This window comes from Microbacterium candidum (assembly GCF_030315975.1).
In the GTDB taxonomy this organism is placed as follows: Bacteria; Actinomycetota; Actinomycetes; order Actinomycetales; family Microbacteriaceae; genus Microbacterium; species Microbacterium candidum.
Window position 1 is genome coordinate 1,290,517 of the sequence record NZ_JASXSZ010000001.1, and the last position, 21,369, is coordinate 1,311,885.

At 71.2% G+C, this 21,369-nt stretch carries 16 protein-coding genes; 10 read left to right on the top strand and 6 right to left on the bottom strand.

Going from position 1 to position 21,369, the window contains the following annotated elements; all coding sequences use genetic code 11:
* From QSV35_RS05990 to QSV35_RS06010, 5 genes are read right to left on the bottom strand one after another with little or no spacing between them, the layout of a single operon-like run.
* Positions 1-1,635, bottom strand: a complete 1,635-nt coding sequence (locus tag QSV35_RS05990) for an efflux RND transporter periplasmic adaptor subunit (protein ID WP_474098896.1) — start codon at positions 1,633-1,635, stop codon at positions 1-3.
* Positions 1,632-2,534: a DUF5666 domain-containing protein gene (locus tag QSV35_RS05995; protein WP_286287666.1), complete on the bottom strand. Its 903-nt coding sequence runs from the start codon at positions 2,532-2,534 to the stop codon at positions 1,632-1,634. The genes QSV35_RS05990 and QSV35_RS05995 overlap by 4 nt, the downstream gene beginning before the upstream one ends.
* A gap of 34 nt (positions 2,535-2,568) precedes the next feature.
* On the bottom strand, positions 2,569-3,795 hold the full coding sequence (locus tag QSV35_RS06000) for an ABC transporter permease (RefSeq protein ID WP_286287668.1): 1,227 nt from the start codon (positions 3,793-3,795) through the stop codon (positions 2,569-2,571).
* Complete coding sequence (locus QSV35_RS06005) at positions 3,792-4,511, bottom strand: ABC transporter ATP-binding protein (RefSeq protein ID WP_286287671.1); 720 nt, start codon at positions 4,509-4,511, stop codon at positions 3,792-3,794. Before QSV35_RS06005 ends, QSV35_RS06000 begins: the two co-directional genes overlap by 4 nt.
* The gene (locus tag QSV35_RS06010; RefSeq protein ID WP_286287673.1) at positions 4,508-5,833 is read right to left on the bottom strand and encodes an efflux RND transporter periplasmic adaptor subunit; all 1,326 of its coding nucleotides are present in this window, start codon (positions 5,831-5,833) and stop codon (positions 4,508-4,510) included. Before QSV35_RS06010 ends, QSV35_RS06005 begins: the two co-directional genes overlap by 4 nt.
* Before the next feature lie 187 nt (positions 5,834-6,020).
* Here QSV35_RS06010 and QSV35_RS06015 point away from each other — a divergent pair, with 187 nt between their 5' ends.
* The 8 genes from QSV35_RS06015 (at position 6,021) to QSV35_RS06050 (ending at position 17,497) form a co-directional block, all read left to right on the top strand.
* Positions 6,021-7,517 carry an L-serine ammonia-lyase, iron-sulfur-dependent, subunit alpha gene (locus QSV35_RS06015; RefSeq protein WP_286287675.1) on the top strand — a complete coding sequence of 499 codons (1,497 nt, stop codon included), beginning with the start codon at positions 6,021-6,023 and terminating at the stop codon, positions 7,515-7,517.
* Between the two features lie 133 nt (positions 7,518-7,650).
* The gene (locus QSV35_RS06020) at positions 7,651-9,516 is read left to right on the top strand and encodes a peroxidase family protein (RefSeq protein ID WP_286287677.1); all 1,866 of its coding nucleotides are present in this window, start codon (positions 7,651-7,653) and stop codon (positions 9,514-9,516) included.
* A 173-nt stretch (positions 9,517-9,689) separates the two neighbouring features.
* Positions 9,690-11,600, top strand: coding sequence for a glycoside hydrolase family 2 protein (locus QSV35_RS06025; protein ID WP_286287678.1), 1,911 nt, complete (start codon positions 9,690-9,692; stop codon positions 11,598-11,600).
* A complete protein-coding gene (locus QSV35_RS06030) occupies positions 11,597-12,736 on the top strand; it encodes a DUF2804 domain-containing protein (RefSeq protein ID WP_286287680.1) in 1,140 nt (379 codons plus the stop codon). The genes QSV35_RS06025 and QSV35_RS06030 overlap by 4 nt, the downstream gene beginning before the upstream one ends.
* Before the next feature lie 20 nt (positions 12,737-12,756).
* On the top strand, positions 12,757-13,746 hold the full coding sequence (locus QSV35_RS06035) for an ArsR/SmtB family transcription factor (RefSeq protein WP_286287682.1): 990 nt from the start codon (positions 12,757-12,759) through the stop codon (positions 13,744-13,746).
* Between the two features lie 132 nt (positions 13,747-13,878).
* Positions 13,879-14,478 (top strand): TetR/AcrR family transcriptional regulator, encoded by a 600-nt coding sequence (locus tag QSV35_RS06040; protein WP_286287683.1) that lies wholly within the window; start codon positions 13,879-13,881, stop codon positions 14,476-14,478.
* A 53-nt stretch (positions 14,479-14,531) separates the two neighbouring features.
* Positions 14,532-15,692, top strand: a complete 1,161-nt coding sequence (locus QSV35_RS06045) for an ABC transporter permease (protein ID WP_286287685.1) — start codon at positions 14,532-14,534, stop codon at positions 15,690-15,692.
* Positions 15,692-17,497 (top strand): ATP-binding cassette domain-containing protein, encoded by a 1,806-nt coding sequence (locus QSV35_RS06050; RefSeq protein ID WP_286287826.1) that lies wholly within the window; start codon positions 15,692-15,694, stop codon positions 17,495-17,497. Before QSV35_RS06045 ends, QSV35_RS06050 begins: the two co-directional genes overlap by 1 nt.
* A gap of 116 nt (positions 17,498-17,613) precedes the next feature.
* Here the strand turns inward: QSV35_RS06050 and QSV35_RS06055 are convergent, their stop codons facing one another.
* Positions 17,614-18,060: a MarR family winged helix-turn-helix transcriptional regulator gene (locus QSV35_RS06055; RefSeq protein WP_286287687.1), complete on the bottom strand. Its 447-nt coding sequence runs from the start codon at positions 18,058-18,060 to the stop codon at positions 17,614-17,616.
* Between the two features lie 37 nt (positions 18,061-18,097).
* On the opposite strand from QSV35_RS06055, the gene QSV35_RS06060 reads away from it, so the two are divergent.
* Together QSV35_RS06060 and QSV35_RS06065 are read left to right on the top strand one after the other, a co-directional pair.
* Positions 18,098-19,924, top strand: a complete 1,827-nt coding sequence (locus tag QSV35_RS06060) for a DUF2207 domain-containing protein (protein WP_286287689.1) — start codon at positions 18,098-18,100, stop codon at positions 19,922-19,924.
* Between the two features lie 141 nt (positions 19,925-20,065).
* Positions 20,066-21,361 (top strand): extracellular solute-binding protein, encoded by a 1,296-nt coding sequence (locus tag QSV35_RS06065; RefSeq protein ID WP_286287691.1) that lies wholly within the window; start codon positions 20,066-20,068, stop codon positions 21,359-21,361.
* Positions 21,362-21,369: the final 8 nt, after the last annotated feature.

Below are 21,369 nucleotides of genomic sequence, written 5' to 3' on the forward strand. Positions count from 1 at the left end.
TCAGCCGCCCGTGGTGCGGCGGACGAAGTTGCCGCCGCCGAGCCCGCCGCCGAGTCCTGCGCGGCCTGTCACCGTGTTGTTCGACGGAAGCGCCTGCGACGGGTCGGCGATGAGCACGGTCTGACCGGCCTTCAGTCCGCTCGTGATCTGCGCCCATCCGCCGCCGACCGCGCCGACCCCGACGCGCGTGACCGTGGTGGTGGAACCCGAGACGACCGAGACCGTTCCGCTGCCCGACGTGATGCCCTGCACGGCCGATGCCGGGATGCGCACCGCATCGGAGACGGTGCGGATCGCGATCGCGACCGTCGTGCCCGAGCCCGCGGCCATCGCGGCGGTGGGGGAGGGGACCTCGATCTGCGCCGGGTACGCCGGCGTCGTGCTCGACGACGACACCGGTACGAGGTCGACGCTCGTCACCGTCCCGGCGGCGGAGGCGGACGCCCCTGCGGGTGTCACCGTGGCGGTGAGCCCCGCCTTCACGACGGGCATGTCCGCCAGGGGGATCTCGACGGTCACCGTCGCTGCGCCCGGACCGATGATGACGATGCCCGAGCTCGTCGACGCGGTCTGACCGGGGACGAGATCGATGCGCGCGACCGTGCCGCTCGTCGGTGCGGTGAGCGTGTCCGATGCGAGGTTCGCCTGCGCCTGGGCGACTGCCGCCTGGTCCTGGAGGATCGACACCTGATCGGCGGCGACCCGCGACGCCGTCTCCGCGCTCGAGCCGCCCGACGCGCCGCCGCTCGAAGAGCCGCCGGACGAGCCGCGTGCAGCGGACTGCAGGGCGGCCGAGGACACCGCCTGGCTCGCCGAGGCGAGCGCCTGCTGGACGGCGGATGCGGCCTGCTGGAGCACGCGGTCAGCCGTCGCCATCGCCGCCTGGCATGCCGTGATCTCGGCCGCGGTCGGCGTCGACGACGAACTCGACGACGTCGCCGACGGGGTCGGCGTGGGCGTGGGCGTGTCGGTCGGGGTGTCAGTGGGGGATGCCGTCGGCGCGGGCGCTCCCGATGCGCCGGCGCTGCCGCCGGCATCCCCCGTCCCCCCGGCCCCAGCCGCACCGCCTGATCCGGTCTTCATTCCGGTGTCGGTCGGTCCCCCCGCGCGCAGAACCGGCGCGCATGCGGCGGTGGACGCATCCAGCGCCGCCTTCAGCTTCGCGAGGACGGCCGCCGTGCTGCTGCCGCTGCCGGAGCGGCTCGCCGAACTCGTGCTCCGGCCGGACGCGCTGCTCGAGGCCGCGGATCCCGTCGATGCGGTCGTCGTCTGGTCGCGCGCGAGGGTCTCCTCGTCCTGCGCGAGCTGTGCCTGCGCTTGCAGGACGGAGGCGTTGAGGGGCGCCGAATCCATCGTCGCCATGCTCTGGCCGGCCTGCACCGTCTGGCCGACCGTCACCGAGACCGACGTGACGGTCCCGGAGGTCGGGAAGGATGCCGTCACCTCGCCGCTGCGTGCGACCGTGCCGTTGAGGGTCAGGGTCTGGTCGACCGTGCCGGTGTCGGCGACCGCTGTGCGCAGGTCACCGCCGCCGGCGGACAGGGCGTTCGCGGTGAGGGATCCACCGGCGACCACCACCACCACGGCGACGGCCCCGCCGATCCACCACGCGCGCTTGGAGATCGCCATCGTCACGCACCGCCCGTTCCCTGGCCGCCGGTGCCGCCGTTGCCGCCGCCGTTGCCGCCGCCGAATCCGTTGCCGCCGCCGCGGCCGCCGAATCCGTTCGTGCACGCGCCGTTCACCGCGGGGCTGACGGCGATGGAGTTCGCCGTGAGGGCGCCCGTGTCGTCGGTCTTCCCGAGTGCGAGGACACACGTGCCGACGACGACGTCCGCGGCGGACCCCGCCTGCTGCTTGGTGACGGTGGTCGACGAGGTGAACGTGACGGTCACGTCGCGGGTCGTGCTGCCGCGCGTCATGGAGACGACGAACGAGCCGGAGCCGACGGAGGTGACCTTCCCGGTGGCGCCGAAGCCACCGAGCCCGCGCGGTGCGCCGGTGCCGTTCCCCGAGCCGGTGCTCGGGCGCGGTGTGGGCGCGCCGCTGGGGCGCTGCCCGCCGAAGCCGCCGAAGCCGGCCGTGCACGAGCCGTTCGTGGGCGTGGTGATCGCGATGGTGGCCGCAGCGACCGTGGTCGCACCCGAGCCGCCGGATCCGCCCGATCCGCTCGACCCGCCGGTGCCCGTGCGTGCGGGCCGCGCGACGACGCAGTCGCCCACCGCGATGTCCGAGGTCGACCCCGCGACCTGCGTGGTGAACGTGGTCGACGAGGTCCACGTGACGGCCGTCTGACGCTGGGCGCTCTGCACCTGCGCGGTGCTGCCCGACACGGCCGCGACGAGCCCGGAGGTGCCGGGGAATGCGCGAGCGCCCCCGTTCTGCCCGCCCCCGAAGCCGCCGCCCTGATCGCCGTTCGGCGCCCCCTGCGCCGCTGAGGCCGCGGGAGAGGGGGCGTTGGATGCGGCGCACCCCGCGAGCCCCAGCCCGGCGGCGACCACGAGGGCCACGAGGGCCAGTCTGCGAGTGTTCATGTCATTGCTCCTGGAGGTCTTCTTCGCTGCGCGTCTATTCGCTGCGCAGGGCGTCGATGGGGGCGAGGCGCGCAGCGCGCCTGGCGGGGTAGACACCCGCGACGACGCCGATGCCGAGGGACACGACGAGCGCGCCGAGCGCCGCCGGGATCGAGATCGCGACCGGGATGCCGATCACGGGGGTGAGGATGAGCGCGAACACGACGCCGACGATGACGCCGAGCACGCCGCCGATGAGGCCGAGCACGCTCGCCTCGACGAGGAACTGTCGCTGGATCGCGTTCGGCGTCGCGCCGAGCGCCTTGCGCAGGCCGATCTCCCGGACGCGCTCGGTGACCGAGACCAGCATGATGTTCATCACGCCGATGCCGCCGACGAGCAGCGAGATCGCGGCGATGCCGGCGAGCAGCGCGGTCAGGATCGCCGTCGTCGCGGTCGCCGTCTGCACGAGGGATGCCTGGCTGCTCACCGTGAAGTCCGCCGTGGTCGCCGACTGGCCGTGGCTCGTCATGAGGGCGTTGGAAGCCTCCTGGTAGGCCGCGGACAGCGTGTCCTGGCTCGCCGCCTCGACGTAGATCGAGGAGACCGTCGCGCCGCCCGATGTCGAGAACGCGGCGGCGTAGGTGGTCGCCGGGATCACGAGCTCGTCGTCCTGGTCGCCGCCGATCGTGGATCCGGCGGTGTTCAGCTCGCCGATGATCGTGAAGGGCACGCTCCCGACGATGACCGTCTCGCCCACCGGGTTGCGGGCCCCGAACAGCTCCGAGGCGGTCGTGGCGCCGATCACGGCGACGCGGGCCGCCGCATCCTGTTCCTGCGTGCTGAAGAAGCGTCCCGTCTGCGTGGTCCGTGCGCGGACCTGCTCCCACGCGGGGGTCGTGCCGATGACGGAGGTCGTCCAGTTCTGGGTGCCGGCGTCGAGCTGCTGCTGGCCCTGTGAGACGGGTGCCACGGCGGCGATGTCGGGTGCGACCGTGTGATCGGCGAGGAGCTGCGCGTCGGCGGAGGTGAGGGACGATGCCGAGCCGAAGCCGCCGCGGACGCCGGTCGTGCTCGTCGTGCTGCCGGGCGTCACGACCAGGAGGTTGGAGCCCAGCGAGTCGATCTGCTCGGTCACCTTCTGCTGCGCGCCCTGGCCGAGGCCGACCGTCAGCATGACGGCGGCGATGCCGATGAGGATGCCCAGCACCGTGAGCGCCGATCGCAGACGACGCGAGCGGATCGCCTCGAGCGCGGTGCGGAGGGTCTCCGCGGCGTTCATGCCGTCACGCCGTGGGTCGTCGCGGCGTCCATCGGGTCCGCTGCGTACAGCTCGCCGTCCCGGATGAGCATCGCGCGCGCCGAGCGGGCGGCGACCTCGTGCTCGTGCGTGATGACGACGATCGTGCGCCCCTGCGCGTGCAGTTCGTCGAACAGGCCCAGGATGTCCTCCGTCGAGGCCGAGTCGAGGTTTCCGGTCGGCTCGTCGGCGAGGAGGAGGCTCGGCTCGGTGACGAGCGCGCGCGCGACCGACACGCGCTGCTGCTGGCCGCCGGAGAGCTCCCCGGGTCGGTGGTCGACGCGATTGCCGAGGCCGACGCTCTCGAGCGCCGCCACGGCCCGTTCCTTGCGCTCGTCGCGGTGGACGCCCGCGTACATGAGCGGCAGTTCGACATTGCGCCACGCGGTCATCGACGGCAGCAGGTTGAACTGCTGGAAGACGAATCCGATGCGGCGGTTGCGGATCTCGGCGAGGCGAGCCTCACCGAGGGAGCCGACATCCTCGCCCGACAGCAGATAGGTGCCGGATGTGGGGACGTCGAGGCATCCCAGGATGTGCATGAGCGTGGACTTGCCGGAGCCGGACGGGCCCATGACGGCGAGGTAGTCGCCCTCGTCGACGCGAAGGGTGATGCCGCGCAGCGCGTCGACCGAGAGGGACCCCGCGAGGTACGTCTTTCGCACGTCGTCGAGCTCGATGATCGGGGCGCCGCTCATCCGTTGCCTCCGCCGTTGCCGCCCGTGCCGCCCCCGCCGGTGCGGCCGCCTCCTCCGCCTCCGCCGAAGCCGCCGCCCCCGAAGCCGCCCCCGCCGAACCCGCCGCCGCCGAAGCCGCGGCCGGTCGTGCCCGTCGTCCCGGTGGTGCCGGTGCTGAGGAAGCTCGGCAGCACGATGACGTCCCCGGAGGTCAGGCCCGACATGATCTGGGTCTCCGCCCCGTAGACCTGGCCCACGGTCACCGGCACGGTGGTGTTCTTGCCGTTCTTCTGGACGACCACCGTGGTCTTGCCGCCGGACGAGCTCAGTGCGTAGGTCGGCACGGCGAGCACGTTGTCGAGCTGCTTCACGGTGATCGAGACGGATGCCGTGGTGCCCGAGTACAGGCCGGTCTGGGCGCCGGTGACGGCGATCGTCACGGGGAAGGTCGCAGCCCCGGAGCCGGACGACGTCGCGACGATGCCGATCGTCTGCACCGTGCCGAAGAGGGGCTGGCGCACGCCGGTCGGCGTGATCTGCGCCTGCAGGCCGGCCTTCAGCGATGCCAGGTCGCTGCTGCCGACGGAGGCGTCGACGACCCACTGGGTGGGGGAGATGACGGTGATCTGCGCCGTCGTGGAGCCGGACCCCGTACTGCCCGTGTTGCCGGTGCCGGAGCCGCCCGTACCGCCGCCGCGCGATGCGTTCGAGCTCGCGCTGGAACTCGCCCCGGTCGAGCCGGTCGATCCCGACTCGGTCGTCCCCGCGGTGAGGTTGACGGATGCCACGACCCCCGCGATCGGCGAGGTCATCGTCGCGCCGGCGAGCGCCGACTGGGCGAGCGCGAGCTTCGCGTTCGCCGACGCGAGCTGCGCGTTCGCGGCCGCCACCGCGGTGGATCCGGATGCGGCGGACACCTGCGCCTGCGCCTGGGCGACGGTCGCCTGCGCCAGGTCGAGGTCGGACTGGAGGGTCGAGGGGTCGATGGTCGCGAGCGTCTGCCCGGCGGTGACGGTGTCGCCGACCTTGACGTCGACGGTCTGCACCGTCCCGGTGGACGCGAACGAGAGGTCGGCTTCGGATGCGGGCTCGAGCGTCCCGGTGGCGCTGACCGTCTGCTCGAGCGTCGTCGTCGACACGGTGTAGGTGCGCTGCGCCTGCGCCTGCGGACGGCTCATCGCGAACGCGGTCACCCCGCCGCCGACGAGCACGATCACCACGGCGGCGCTGACGATCGTGATCGGCCGGCGCCACCACGCCTTCCTGCGTCCGGCCCGACTCGGGGTCGGCTCCAGCGGCTGGGTGGGGTCCGGGCCTTCGTCCGGAGTGTCGACAGGGTTCATCTCGGCCTTTCGGGGGTCTTCATTCAGGAAGTTAGGAGCGTTTCCGGGCAGCGGCGTCTGCGCCCGCCAAGGAATCCCTATGTCTCCGCTCGGGGTTCACCGCACGTCCGAGCGGCGGGGTCGGCCGGTCCTGGTCGCGGCCCTGCCGGGCGGCCGTGACGGGCGTCGCGGCCGGTAGCCTGGAGGGGTGAGCGCCTATGTCTCGGCCTTCGAGCTGTTCTCCATCGGTGTAGGACCCTCGAGCTCCCACACAGTCGGTCCGATGCGGGCGGCCGGCGACTTCGCCGCGCGTCTGCGAGCCGAGGGGGTGATCGACCGGGTCGCCCGCGTGACGTGCGATCTGTACGGCTCTCTGGGCGCGACCGGTCTCGGCCACGGCACGCCCGATGCCGTCGTGGCGGGCCTGCAGGCGCTGCACCCCGAGTCGGTGGATCCGGATGCGGTGCGCTCGGCGTGGACGGCATGGCCCGACGACCAGGAGCTCCTCCTCGACGGCACGCATCCCATCGCGTTCGCCAAGGACGACGTCGTGTTCGCACCGCGCACGCGCCTGCCGGGGCACCCCAACGCGATGACGCTCGCCGCGCTCGACGAGACCGGCCGCGACCTGGCGCGCGAGACCTACTACTCGATCGGCGGCGGCTTCATCCGCCGCGACGGCGAGCCGCCGCGGCTCGACGCGCACGTCTACCCCTTCGACTACGCGACCGCCGATGACCTGCTGGCGCTGTGCGACGAGAACGGCTGGACGATCGCCGAGGTCGCGCGCCGCAACGAGGAGTCGCAGCGCAGCGAAGCCGACGTCGCGGCGAACCTCGACGCGATCTGGGATGCGATGTACCAGTGCGTCGACGCGGGCCTCCACGCCGACGGTGTGCTCCCCGGGATGCTGAAGGTGAAGCGCCGGGCGGGCGCCATCCGCGAGCAGCTCGACGCCAGCGAGGCCGAGGGGCACCGCGAGGTCCCCGGCGAGTGGCTCGGCGCGTTCGCGCTCGCGGTGAACGAGGAGAACGCCTCCGGAGGGCGGGTGGTGACCGCCCCCACCAACGGCGCGGCCGGCATCGTTCCGGCCGTCGCGATGTACTGGTGGCGCTTCCTCGCCGACGCGGGCCTCGGCGCCGAGAACGCGGTCACCCCGTACGGCGAGCTCGTGGGATCGGCCCTGCTCGGCTTCGGAACGGAGACGGCGCTCGTCGCCGTCGGCGCGATCGACGACCCGGACGAGCTCGCGGAGGCGAACCGTCGCCGCGGCATCCGTCGCTACCTCCTGACCGCTGCGGCGCTCGGGTCGCTGTTCAAGGCGAACGCGTCGATCTCCGGCGCGGAGGGCGGCTGCCAGGCGGAGGTGGGCTCGGCGTGCGCGATGGCGGCCGGCGGGCTGACGGCGGTCATGGGCGGCACGAACCGGCAGATCGAGAACGCCGCCGAGATCGCGATGGAGCATCACCTCGGCCTCACGTGCGACCCCGTGGGCGGGCTCGTGCAGATCCCGTGCATCGAGCGCAATGCGATCGCGGCGTCCACCGCGGTCACCGCCGCGCGCCTCGCCCTGCGCGGCGACGGCTCGCACTATGTCTCGCTCGACACGGTCGTCGAGACGATGCGCCAGACCGGCATCGACATGTCGCACAAGTACAAGGAGACGAGCGAAGGCGGTCTCGCCGTCAACGTCATCGAGTGCTGAGCGCCACGGATCAGGACGGGCGGGTCGTCGACGACATAACCGGCACGGCGACGCACCTGTCCTGAACGGTGGCGATTCCGCTGTATCAAGGGCCACGGATCCGGCTCCCTCCTCGTGAGAAGAGGAGTGCGTCATGGATCCCCAGAACGAGACCACACCCGCGACCGAAGAAGCCGTCCCCGGCTACGAGAGCACGGCCGACAAGCCGGACCGGCCCGGCGCGTTCCAGCGCTGGTACGACCACGTCACCGATGACTGGTCGCGCGAGAAGCCGTGGTACGAGCTGCCGAAAGTCCTCGGCCTGGCGCAGCTGATCGGCATCCGCGACACCCTGCGCCAGCACAATCTCTACGACACGAGCCGGATGCCGGCGGTCGACGCGACGACCGCGCCGCCCTTCGAGGAGCGGTTCCTCACCGAACGGACCCCGGACGGCAGCTGGAACGACCTCGAGCACCCCGAGATGGGGATGGCGAACACGCGGTTCGGCCGCAACGTCCCGATCGAGGACACCCATCGCGACGACGACAGGATGCTGATCCCCAACCCGCGGGAGATCAGCCTCAGGCTCATGACGCGCGACGAGCTCAAGCCCGCGACCGCGGGCAACGCGATCATCGCGTCGTGGCTGCAGTTCATGATCCACGACTGGTTCCGGCACGGGACGAGCCCCACCGACCGCCCGTGGGTGATGCCCCCGGTCGAGGGCGACACGTGGCCCGACCCGCCCGTGCAGGTGATGCGCGTGCCCGACGATGCGACGACGCCGCCGGATGCGACGGGCCCGCGCACGTGGATCAACACGAACACCCACTGGTGGGACGGTTCGTCGATCTACGGCAACGACCGTGCATCGCAGATGTTTCTGCGCGAAGGCGCGGGCGGGCGGATGCGGCTGGTCGACGGACTGCCGCCCATCCCGAATGACCCCGCGGCCGACCCGACGCGCGTCCCCGGGTTCTGGCTGGGCCTCGGGATGATGCAGTCGCTCTTCACGCACGAGCACAACGCGGTCGCCGACCATCTCGCCGCCGCCCACCCCGAGTTCGACGACGAGACCCTCTTCCAGAAGGCGCGGCTCGTCGTGTGCGCGCTCATCGCGAAGATCCACACCGTCGAGTGGACGCCTGCCGTGACGGCGCACCCGACCGCGGCGGAGGCGCTGCACGTCAACTGGTACGGTCTCGCCGGCCAGAAGCTGCACGACTTCGTCGCGACGTTCTCGAAGAACGAGGCGCTGCGCGGCATCCCGGGCACCGACACCGAGGACTACGGCGTGCCGTACGCCCTCACCGAGGAGTTCGTCGCCGTGTACCGGATGCATCCGCTCATCCCCGACGACTTCGACTTCCGCGCCGCGGCGGACGACGCTCCGACGCTCGGCGCCAAGCAGTTCAGCGAGCTCACCGGGCCGCACGCGGTGCCGATCCTGCGCTCCGTCACGCTCGGCGACCTGCTCTACACGTTCGGGACGATGAATCCGGGCCTCGTGACCCTCCACAACTTCCCCCGCGGGCTGCAGATGTACACGCGCCCGGACGGGAAGATCATGGACATGGCGGCGCTCGACATCACGCGCTGCCGTGAGCTCGGCGTGCCGCGGTACTGCGAGTTCCGGCGCCTTCTGCACCTCACGGTGCCTGCGACGTTCGACGAGGTCACGAGCAACACGCAGTGGGCCGCGGAGCTCGCCGAAGTGTACGACGGGAAGATCGAGGACCTCGACCTCATCCCGGGCGTCATGTCGGAGGACCTGCCGGAGGGGTTCGCCTTCTCGGACACCGCGTTCCGGATCTTCGTGCTGATGGCCTCGCGCCGCCTGAACAGCGATCGCTTCTTCACGGATGCCTTCACCGAAGACGTGTACACGCCGGAGGGCATGGCGTGGGTCCGCGACAACACGATGGGCACGGTGCTCAGCCGCAACTGCCCGGAGCTCTCGCCGTTCGTCGCCGACCTGCCGAACGCGTTCGGGATCTGGAAGCGCGCGGGGGCGTAGACGCTGAAGGGGCTCGGCGACCCGGTTCAGGACATGCGGGATGCCGGCGGCGTATCCGGCACGGCAGCCGATATGTCCTGAACCGTGCAGGGGGAGCGGGCTGGGGATGCGGGCCGCATAGGATCGAACGACCCGCGCCGGCCCGACGGCGCCCCTCGTCAGCAAGGATGCCGATGACCCTCCTCACCCCGTGGGGCGAGGCGCTCGACCCGGATGCGCCGCTGCCCCAGTACCCGCGCCCCCAACTCGTGCGCGGGCGCTGGCAGAACCTCAACGGCCGCTGGTCGTGCGCGTTCACGCCGTTCCGGGAGAACGACCCGCTCGCCGTCGCCGATCCCACCCATCCGCCTGCGCGCTTCGACGTCGAGATCGTCGTCCCCTTCTCTCCCGAGGTCGCGCTGTCGGGCGTCGATCGCGCGCTCCGCGTCGACGAGACGCTCTGGTACCGGCGCCCATTCACGGTTGCCGAGCCGAGTGAGCGCGTCATCCTGCACTTCGGCGCGGTCGACCAGTCGTGTCGCGTCGCCGTCGACGGGGTCGAGGTCGGCGGACACACGGGCGGGTACCTGCCGTTCGCCCTCGACATCACCGACGCGCTCGCCGACGGGGACGAGCACGAGCTCGTCGTCGCGGTGCGCGACGTGACGGACACATCCTGGCTCGCGCGCGGGAAGCAGAAGACCGCCCGCGGCGGCATCTGGTACACGCCGCAGTCCGGCATCTGGCAGACGGTCTGGCTCGAGACGGTCCCGCGGATCGCGGTCGACCGCCTCGTCCTGACGCCGGAACTCGCCGCGGGCGCCCTCGACGTCATGGTCGAGAGCCTGTATGCCGAAAGCGGCATGCGGGCCGCGATCGAGGTCCTCGCGGATGGCGAGGTCATCGCGGCCGGGGACGCGGCCGTCGGGGAGGCGACCCGCATCCGCCTTCCCGATCCGGTGCACCCATGGTCGCCGGAGGACCCGTTCCTCTACGACGTGCGCGTGCGGCTGGGCGATGACGTGGTCTCCTCGTACGTCGGCATGCGATCGTTCGGACTCGGCGAAGACGTGAACGGGATGCCGCGGCTGCTCCTCAACGGCGAGCCGTACCTGCATGTCGGGCTCCTCGATCAGGGGTACTGGCCCGACGGCGGCTACACCGCGCCGAGCGATGCCGCGCTCGAGTACGACATCAGGCTCGCGAAGCGCGCCGGCTACACGATGCTGCGCAAGCACATCAAGGTCGAGCCGCTGCGCTGGTATCACCACTGCGACCGGCTCGGAATGCTCGTGTGGCAGGACGCCGTCAACGGCGGGCGGGCGTACAACCCGCTCGTCGTCACGGCTCCCGCCTTCGCGTCGCCGTCCCTCGATGACACGAAGCACGCGCGCTTCGGACGGCGGGATGTCGCCGGCCGCGCCCGCTTCGAGGCGGAGCTCGCCGAGATGATCGAGCACCTGCGCAGCGTCCCGTCGATCGCGGTGTGGGTGCCGTTCAACGAGGGATGGGGGCAGTTCGACGCCGCTCGCATCGCCGGGCTCGTCCGCGACCTCGACCCGACGCGCACGATCGACCACGCGAGCGGGTGGCACGACCAGCGCGCGGGCGATGTGCGCAGTCTGCACATCTACTTCCGGCCGGTGCGCGCGCCGCGCGGCCGCGACCCGCGCGCGCTCGCGATCACCGAGTACGGCGGCTACAGCCTCGGGGTTCCCGGACACACGTTCTCCGGCAAGGTCGACGGGTACCGGACCTACCGCTCGCGCGATCGGCTGGCCGAGGGCTTCGAGCGCCTGCACGATCGCGAGCTGGTCCCGGCGGTCAGCGCCGGTGTCGCCGCCACGGTGTACACGCAGCTCTCCGACGTCGAGGACGAGGTGAACGGGCTCGTCACGTATGACCGGCGCTTCGTGAAGATCCCGGTCGAGCGGGTGCGCGCCGTCAACGACCGGATGCGAGCGGCCGCCGCCGCATCCGCCGCACCACGGCATCCGCATCCGCCCGCCTTCATCCGTCACGTTCTGCGTCTGGGGACCCGGTTCGTGACGGATGAACAGATCGCGACGGATGAACCTCGCCCCGACCCGGAAGGAACCGCATGACCGAGCGCGAGCTCACCTCCGACGTCCCGCTGACCCTGCCGAACGGGCGACTCAACCGCGCCGCTGTGGGGTTCGCGCGGCATCCGCTCGTCGACACCGGCGGGATCCCCGCCGGATGGGGCCGCAACAAGCGGTGGGAGTACTGGAACGTGCTCACCCCGACGCACATCGTCGCCCTCACGGTGTCGTCGATCGACTACGCCGCGGTGCACGAGGTATGGGTCTTCGACCGTGCGACCGAACGCACGTGGAGCAAGAACGCGACCGTCATCCCGCCGAAGGGCGTCGAGCTGCCGCCGCGTCTGGATGCAGGCCCCGCCCGCGCCCGCGCGAAGGGCCTCGCGATCGACATCACGCCGGGCGGCGACCCCTCGACAAGCTCGGGGACCGGGATCGGCTCGGGGACCGGGATGGGCTCGGGGGCCGGGATGGGCTCGGGGACCGCGGCGGGCTCGGGCGCCGGCGACGGCTCGGGGACCGCGGCGGGCCTGGGGACCGCGGCGGGCTCAGGCGCCGGCGGCGCCTCGCGGACGACGCGCCTGCGGGCGGAGATCGCGGATGCCTCCTTCGACATCACCGTGACGCGACCCGCGGGCCACGAGTGCCTCGCCGTCGTCGTGCCCTGGAGCGACACGCGGTACCAGTACACGGTGAAGGATGTCGCGCTCCCGGCGAGCGGCACCGTGACGGTCGACGGCACCGTCCACGACGTCACGGGATGGGCCACGCTCGACCACGGCCGGGGGCGCTGGCCGTATGACGTGAGCTGGAACTGGGGCGCGGGCGCGGGGATCTCGGACGGCCGGACCATCGGCATCCAGGTCGGCGGGCAGTGGACGGACGGGACGGGCAGCACCGAGAACGGCATCGTGATCGACGGGCGCCTCCACAAGATCCACGACGAGCTGCGCTGGACGTACGACATCGCGAACTGGCGCAAGCCGTGGCGGATCAGCGGCGGCGGGCTCGACGCATCCTTCACCCCCTTCTACGACAAGCGCTCGGCGACGAACCTCGGGGTCGTCTCGTCGCGCACCGATCAGTGCTTCGGCGTGTGGTCGGGCCGTTTCGAGCCCGCCGGCGTGGAGTTCGACGGCATCGAGGGGTTCGCGGAGGACGTCCACAACCGCTGGTAGATGACGCGTAGAGTTTCGACGTGGATCGAAAGTACGTCGACTTCCGGCTGTCGCCCGGCGACATCCAGGCGGTGCGGTTCGGCGTATCCCCGGGCCATGAGCTCATCCACGCGGTGCGCGCGATAATGCTGCCCGAGCGCCATCCGCTGCAGTGGGGCTGGCTGCGCCAGATGCGCGACCGCGTCCCGCGCGAGCCCTTCGCCGTGCTCGCGCACGTCATCGGCGTCGACGGCTACACGCCCGACTTCCTCACGGCCACGCCCCACTGGGATCGGACCCCGGCGGATGAGCTCGACGCCCTCCGCCGCGCGGCGCTTCCCGGCATGCGGGTCGACCTCGGCAAGATGGTGCTCCGCTCATCGGGCGCCCGACAGGACGCGCTGCGGCGCATGGGAGAGCGCCCCGCGAAGGCCCGCGCGCTCATCGCCGACGCGTGGGCGGAGGTGTGGGATGCCGTCATGGCGCCGGTGTGGCCGCAGCTCGAGCGGCTCCTGCGCGCCGACATCGCCGTGCGCGCCCGCACGATGGCGGCGGACGGACTCGCCGCGATGGCCGCCGGCATCCACCCCTCCGTGAGCTGGGGTGACGACTCGGTCCGCGTCGAGCTCCGCAGGCACAGCGAGGAGGTCGACTGCCGTGGAAGCGGCCTTGTGCTGGTCCCGTCGGTGATGGGGACGAGCGGATGCATGGTCCTCACCGAACCGCCCGCGCAGCCGACGCTCTTCTACCCGGCGCACGGGGTGACGGCCGGATGGATGCGGGACGCGGATGCCGCTCAGGACGCGGTCTCCGGCCTCATCGGACCGGCCCGGGCAGGCATCCTCTTCTCTGCACACGTCGCGCGCACGACATCGCAGGTCGCGGCGGACGCCGGGCTCGCCATCTCGACCGCGTCCCACCACCTCACGGTCCTGCGCGATGCGGGGCTCATCGCGAGCACGCGTGACGGCGCCCGCGTGCTGCACGTGCGCACGCCGCTGGGGGAGGCGCTCGTCACAACGGGCCAGTGACGACGGGCCGGTGACGACAGCGGGTCAGTGACGACAGCCGGCGACGACAGAGGGCCGGCGACAGCGGACTCACGACCGCACGCGGTCGAACACCGCCGGCCCGTGGGCGCGCACCGGGGCTACCCTGAACGCATGCCCGAACACGCCGCACCCGCGAGGCGCCGGGGTCGGCCCCGAGGACGGACCGACACCCGCCAGCGGATCGTCGCGGCCGCCGGCGCGGAGTTCTCCGATCAGGGCTACGAAGGCGCCACGATGCGCGGGATCGCCGCCCGGGCGGGGGTGGATGCGGCGCTCCTCCACCACTACTTCGGCACGAAGGCCGACCTGTTCGGCGAGGTGATCGGGGCGCCGGTGCGTCCCGACATCGTCGTCGCTCAGATCCTCGAGGGGCCGCGCGACGAGGTCGGCGAACGGTTCGTGCGGTTCCTGCTGGAGGCGTGGGACAAGCCGGACGTCCGCCGTCGCGGCACCGTCATCCTCCGCACCGCGATCGGCAACAAGGCGGCGACGCCGCTGCTCGCGGGCTTCCTCTCGCGTGAACTCCTGAGCCGCATCGCGGACAGCGCGGGCGGGGAGGATGCCGACCTGCGCGCCGCGCTCGTGGCCACCCAGGTCGCGGGGCTCCTGGTCGGGCGGTATCTGCTGAAGCTGCCGGCGCTCGCTGAGGCGTCGAACGAGGTGCTCATCGCCCGCGTCGGGCCCACGGTGCAGGCGTACTTCGCGTCCTGAACCCCCTTGACGTAATTCATCAAGCGGTGAATTATGGCGCCCAGGAGGATGCCATGCGCGCCATCATGCTCAAGGAGTTCCAGGAACTGCGACGCGATCGGCGCACGCTCGCGCTGCTGATCGTCATGCCGCTCGTGCTGCTGATCATCTTCGGGTACGCCGCGAACTTCACCGTCGACAACCTGACGGTCGCGGTGTACGGGCCGAGTGCGTCGGATGTCACGAAGCTCATCGACGACAACAGCAAGCTCAAGGACCACCTGACCGTCGTCGTGACCGACACGAGTGGCACGAAGGACGATGCGACCACCGAACTGCAGAACGACAAGGCGGATGTCGCGATCTACGCGACGTCGTCGAGCCCGCTGACAGCAGAGGTGTACATCGACGGGTCGAACCTGTTCGCGGCGCAGGCGGCGAAGACGATCTTCGCCCAGGTGCAGCAGCAGCTGACGGTCCAGGCCGCCCAGGCGCAGGTATCCGCTCCGCAGGGGGTGACGGTGCCGGTCCCGCAGGTGACGGTCGACATCCTGTTCAACCCCGACCTCAAGACCTCGTGGGTCATGATCCCGGCGATCATCGGCCTCATCCTCACCTTCATCGGCACGATCATCACGTCGATCGGCCTCGTGCGCGAGCGTGAGGCGGGGACTCTCGAGCAGCTGGCGGTGATGCCGCTGCGGGCGAGCGCCGTCGTGCTCGGCAAGATCACGCCGTACTTCCTGCTGGCGTGCTTCGACATGGCCCTCATCACGACGCTCGGCCTGCTGCTGTTCGGCGTGCCGTTCAACGGCAGTCCATGGATCTTCGCGGTCGGCGCGGGCCTGTTCCTCTTCGTCGTGCTGGGGCTCGGCGTGCTCATCTCGTCGGTGTCCAAGACGACCGGGCAGGCGATCCAGCTCGCGTTCATGATCCTGCTGCCGCAGATCCTGCTGTCCGGGATGATCTTCCCGCTGTCGGCCATGGCCGCGGGCGTGCGGTGGATCGGCTATCTCCTCCCGCTGACGTGGTTCACGATGGTGTCTCAGGGCGTGATGATCCGTGGGGCCGGGTGGGATTCGCTGTGGTTCCCGATCGTCATCCTCGGCGTCATGGCGATCGTGATCTTCGGGCTCGCGGTCGTGCGCCTGAGCCGCAGCATCTCTCCGGTCCGGCAGAAGACCGTGCGCCTCGAGCCGGCGCGGCCGACGTCGTCGGAGAAGGCGGCGGCGTGATGGATGCGCGCGGCATCGCGGCCCTCGGCGTCGAGGGGATCGCCGTGCGGTTCGGACACGTCGCGGCGCTCGACGACGTCACGCTGGATGCCACGGCGGGACAGGTGACGGCCGTCGTCGGCGGCGACGGCGCCGGCAAGTCGACCCTGCTGCGCGTGCTCGCGAATCGCGTGCGGGTGGATGCAGGGGAGGTCCGCACGCTCGACCGCTCGCGGATCGGCTATCAGCCCGCGACCTCGGGCGTCTGGCCGACACTCACCGTGGACGAGAACGTCGACTTCGTCGGGCGGTCGTACGGCATGTCGACGGCCGACATCCGCGCGCGCGCCGGGGTCCTGCTCGAGCGGGCCGGTCTCGACGAGGCGCTCACGCGTCTCGGGCAGGACCTCTCCGGCGGGATGCGGCAGAAGCTCGGATTCGTCCTCGCGATCCTCCATGAGCCGGACCTCGTCCTCCTCGACGAGCCGAGCACCGGCGTCGACCCGGTCAGCCGGCTCGAGCTGTGGCGGCTCATCTCGGCGACGGCGGGGGAGGGCGCGACGGTCGTCATGGCGACGACGTATCTCGACGAGGCGCAGCGCGCCGCCTCCGTACTCGCCCTCGCGGGCGGACGGATGCTGGCCTCCGGCACCCCCGACCACATCCTGGCCGCCGTCCCCGGATCGGTCGGCAGGCTCGATCAGTCGTCAACGAACGCCGGCGTCGCGGAGCGCGCGTGGCGACGGGGGACCGAGCGCCACGTGTGGATCCCGCCGGGGGAGGATGCCGGATCGGCCCTCGTGATCGAGCCCGACTTCGAGGACGCCCTCATCGCCCTCTCGCTCGCGACCGCGTCAGACGAGGGCGGCACCGTCGACACGACCATGACCGGGCGCGCCGCCCTTCGCCGCGGCGCCGCTCCGCCGCATCCGCCGGCAGACCCGAAGTCGCCGACGGCATCGGCCCGCGACGTCGTGAAGCGCTTCGGCCGCGCGACCGCGGTGGATGACGTCAGCCTCGACGTGCATCCCGGGGAGATCGTCGGACTCATCGGCGCGAACGGCGCGGGCAAGACGACGCTGCTGCGCATCATGCTCGGACTCGAGAGCGCCGACGGTGGGGACGTCACGCTGTTCGGCCGCCCGCCGGACAATGCGTCCCGCCGGCGACTCGGCTACGTGCCGCAGGGTCTCGGGCTGTACACGACGCTCAGCGTGCGGGAGAACGCCGCCTTCCTCTCGCGCGTCTACGGCGTGCCGACGCCGCACCTCCCGCCCGCGCTGCGGGAGGTGCGCTCGAGCGTCGTCGCCGACATCGGGCTGGGGCGGCAGCGGCAGCTGGCCTTCGCGCTCGCGCTCAGCCACGGGCCGGAGCTCCTCGTCCTCGACGAGCCCACGTCGGGTGTCGACCCGCTCGGACGGGCGCGGCTGTGGGACACGATCCATGCGCAGGCGGAGGCAGGGCGCGCGGTCATCGTGACGACCCACTACCTGCAGGAGGCCGAACAGTGCTCGAGGCTCGTGCTGCTCGCGCAGGGGCGGGTCGTCGGGCGCGGGAAGGTCGCCGACCTCGTCGGCGCGGCGACGGCCGTGCTCGTGCGCAGCTCCGACTGGCAGCGGGCGTTCGCCGCGCTCGACCGGTCGGATCTGCCGATCATGCTGAGCGGCCGCGACATCCGCGTCGCCGGACAGGAGGATGCAGCAGCCCTCCGTGACCGCGTGCTGGAGGCGCTCGCCGGCATCCCCGCGGACGTGGAGGAGGTGCCGGCGACCCTCGAGGAGACGGTGGTGCTCCTCGACAGCGACTCGCGCGCATCCATCGTCTGACGTTCCCCCGCGTACGGATGGCGAGACTTCGTACGGATGGCGAGAGATTCACCGCGGTCCCGGCCGCCGGCCGGGGACTCTCTCGCCATCCGTACCGGTCGGCGAGGGAAGACCGGCTACTCCGTGCGGTTCGCGCGCGCCCCGCGGAGCTTCGCGGTGAGGCGGTGCAGCTGCGCCAGCTCCTCGTCGTCGAGACGCGACATCCTTGACGCGATCGACACGCCGTGGCGCGCGGCGAGCGCGTGGAAACGCGCCGAGGCCTCCTCCGTGGCGGTGACGAGGGTGCCGCGGCCGTCGGCCGGGTCGGGGCACTTCGTGAGGAGCCCGCGGGAGACCATGCGCTCCACGAGCCGCGAGACGCTCGGCTGGCTGATCAGCATGTTCGCGGTGACCGTCCGCAGCCGCGCCGTCGTGTCGGGGGACCGCATGACGGTCAGGAGCACGTCGTATTCGGCCTGCGAGAGCTCGGTGCCCTCGAAGTCGGTCGAGATCTCCTCGAAGACCTCGTGCTGCGCTCGGAAGAGGCTCTCCCACGCGGCGATGGCCAGCCGTCGGTCGGTCATGGGATCACTGTACCCGGCCGTTTCATAGGGTGGTCCCATGCATCGTCTACGGCGGCTCGTCGCGATCGCAGGGGTCGCGGCATCCCTTCTCCTGCTCTCCGTTCCGGCTGCCGCGCAGGCGGCGCCGGTCGCGATGCGCACGTCGGCCGCCGCACCCGGGATCGTCACGGCGGGCGTCGACGACTTCACGTTCGCGAGCATGGACGTGCAATACACGCTCGGCCGGGCGGCGGATGGGACCAGCACACTGACGGTCGTCGAGACCTTCGTGGCCGACTTCCCCCAGACGGACCAGAACCACGGGATGCGACGGATCGTCCCCGAGTCCTACAACGGGCAGCCCACGTTCCCGACGCTCGTGTCGATCACCGATGGGTCGGGGAATCCGCGCGAGTCGGAGACGGACTCCTCGGACGGCTGGTACACGATGACATCGCGCAGCGACCAGTTCGTGCACGGGCCGCAGACGTACGTCTTCACGTACACGATGCGCAACGTCACGTGGTTCTTCGCGGACACCGGCGACGACGAGTTCTACTGGAACGTCAACGGCCTCGTGTGGCCGCAGCCGTTCGGGCGCGTGAGCGCGACGGTGCACATGGATGCCGCGCTCGCGGCCGCCCTCAACGGTCAGCAATCGTGCTATCACGGCGCGCAGGGGTCGACGCAGCAGTGCGACATCGTCGTCGACAAGACCTCGAACGGCGCCACGGCGTCCGCGGCGATCTCGGACGTGCCGCCCTACCAGACGATGACGATCGCGATCGGCTTCGCGAAGGGGACGTTCGTGCCGTTCGACTCCTCTCCTCTCGCGTCGGGCTGGGGGTGGGGTCAGCTCGTGGCCGGCCTCGGCGCGCTCGCCGCCCTCGTCATCGCGATCGTCGCGCGCAGCCGCCGGCTGCGCGACGATCCGGGACGCCCGACGATCATCGCCGAGTGCGGCCCGCCCGCGGGCTTCGACGCTGCGCTCAGCGCCGCGCTCCTGCAGCTGTCGACGAAGGTCGTGCCGGCGGAGATCCTCGAGCAGGCGGTGGCGGGGAGCATCCGGATCGTCGAGGCCGAGCACGGCCTGTTCGGCAAGGTGCGGCTGCAGGCCGAGCTGGTGGATGCCGCCCGCGCCGACGAGGACGGGCGCATGCTGCTGGACGCGATGTTCCGCGACGGCGACACCTACGTGTTCGGCAAGCAGGACTCGCGGTTCGCCTCGGCGGCGAAGGCCGTGGCATCGTGGGCGGCCGATCAGCTCACCGCCCGCGGGTTCCGCAAGGCGGTGCCTCGGCGCGTGCGGGCGGTGCCGATGCTCCTCGCGCTCGCGGCCACGGTGCTCGTGTTCCTCCTCGGGTTCATCGCCATCGGCGCCGGGGTGGCTCCGCTCGTCCCGATCCTCTCGATGATCGTCGCGGTTCTGGCGACCGTCGTGACAGGCGTCCTCATCGCCCGGAAGCCTTTGACGGGGGCGGGCGCCGAGGCGCGCGACCACTTGCGCGGGCTCAAGGTCTTCATCGAGTGGGCGGAGGCGGACCGCATCCGGATGCTGCAGTCGCCACGCGGCGCGGAGCGGGTCCCCGTCGACGTGAACGACCCGCGCCAGATGCTGGAGCTCTACGAGAAGCTCCTGCCCTACGCGGTCCTGTTCGGTCAGGAGAGGCAGTGGGCGAAGCAGCTCGCCGTCCTGTACACGACGACCGGCGCGACGGGGCCGTACTGGTACGTCGGTACGCACGGGTTCGACGCGTCGTCGTTCTCCTCGCAGCTGGGCGCGTTGTCCGCGGCGGCGGCATCCTCGTCCTCCACGTCCGGCGGATCGAGTGGCGGCGGCTCCGCGGGCGGCGGCGGTGGCGGTGGGGGAGGCGGCGGGGTCTGACCCGCATCCTCCGCCCGGTCGGCGGTCCGGGCGCGACCGGATCGTTATTTGTTGTGCTTGACCACGAATGCAAGGCCGCTTAGTCTGAGAACGTCCAGATCACTTTCGACATTGCAGTCGAAACTTTCGAGAGGTTCGAAGATGAACAGACGCGGCATCACTCGCGTCGCTGCGGGGCTGCTGGCCGTCGGCGTCGCTGCCGGCGCCCTCGCCGGCTGCTCCGGCAGCTCGAGCAGCGGCTCGTCCGACGGCAAGGTCACCCTCACGTGGTGGCACAACGGCAACCAGGATCCGCTGAAGGGCCTGTGGGCCGACGTGGCGAAGGAGTTCGAGAAGGCCCACCCGAACGTCACGGTCAAGGTCACCGGCTACCAGAACGAGGACCTGCAGAAGACGCTCATCCCCAACGCGCTGCGGTCGAACAACCCGCCCGACCTGTTCCAGGCGTGGGGCGGCGGCGAGCTCAAGGACCAGGTCGCGGCCGGCTACGTCAAGGACATCTCCGCAGACGTGAAGGACGAGCTCGCCTCGATCGGCCCCACCGCGAGCGGCTGGCAGATCGACGGCAAGACCTACGGACTCCCCTTCTCGTACGGCATCGAGGGCTTCTGGTACAACAAGGACCTCTTCGCGAAGGCCGGCATCACCGACACCCCGAAGACCTTCGACGAGCTCAATGCCGACATCGCGAAGCTCAAGGCCGCGAACATCACGCCGATCGCGGTCGGTGCCGGCGACAAGTGGCCCGCTGCGCACTGGTGGTACAACTTCGCCCTCAAGGACTGCTCGCCCGAGACCCTGAAGAAGGCGCAGTCGAAGCACGTGTTCGACGACCAGTGCTTCGTCAAGGCCGGTCAGGATCTGCAGACCTTCATCACGACGAACCCCTTCAATGAGGGCTTCCTCGCCACCCCGGCCCAGCAGGGCGCCGGCAGCTCGGCGGGCCTGCTGGCCAACGGCAAAGCGGCCATGGAGCTCATGGGCCACTGGGAGCCGGGCGTCGTCGGCGGGCTCACCGCCGACAAGAAGGTGCCGTCCTGGATGGGCTGGTTCAACTTCCCGGGCATCACGGGTGCGGCAGGCGACCCGACTGCGGCTCTCGGCGGCGGTGACGGCTTCGCGTGCGCGAAGAACGCGCCGAAGGAGTGCGTCGAGCTGCTGAAGTACATCCTCAGCCCGGACGTCCAGAAGCGGTTCGCCGAGAGCGGCGCCGGCATCCCGACCGTCAAGGAAGCGGCATCCGCCGTTGCCGACCCGAACCTGCAGGCCGTCCTGAAGGGCAAGCAGGACGCCTCGTACGTCCAACTGTGGCTCGACACGGCGTACGGCACGACCGTCGGCGGAGCGATGAACGACGGCATCGTCAACCTGTTCGCCGGCAAGGGCACGCCCGAGGACATCGTCAAGGGCATGAAGGATGCCGCGGCGACGGAGTAGTCGGGAAA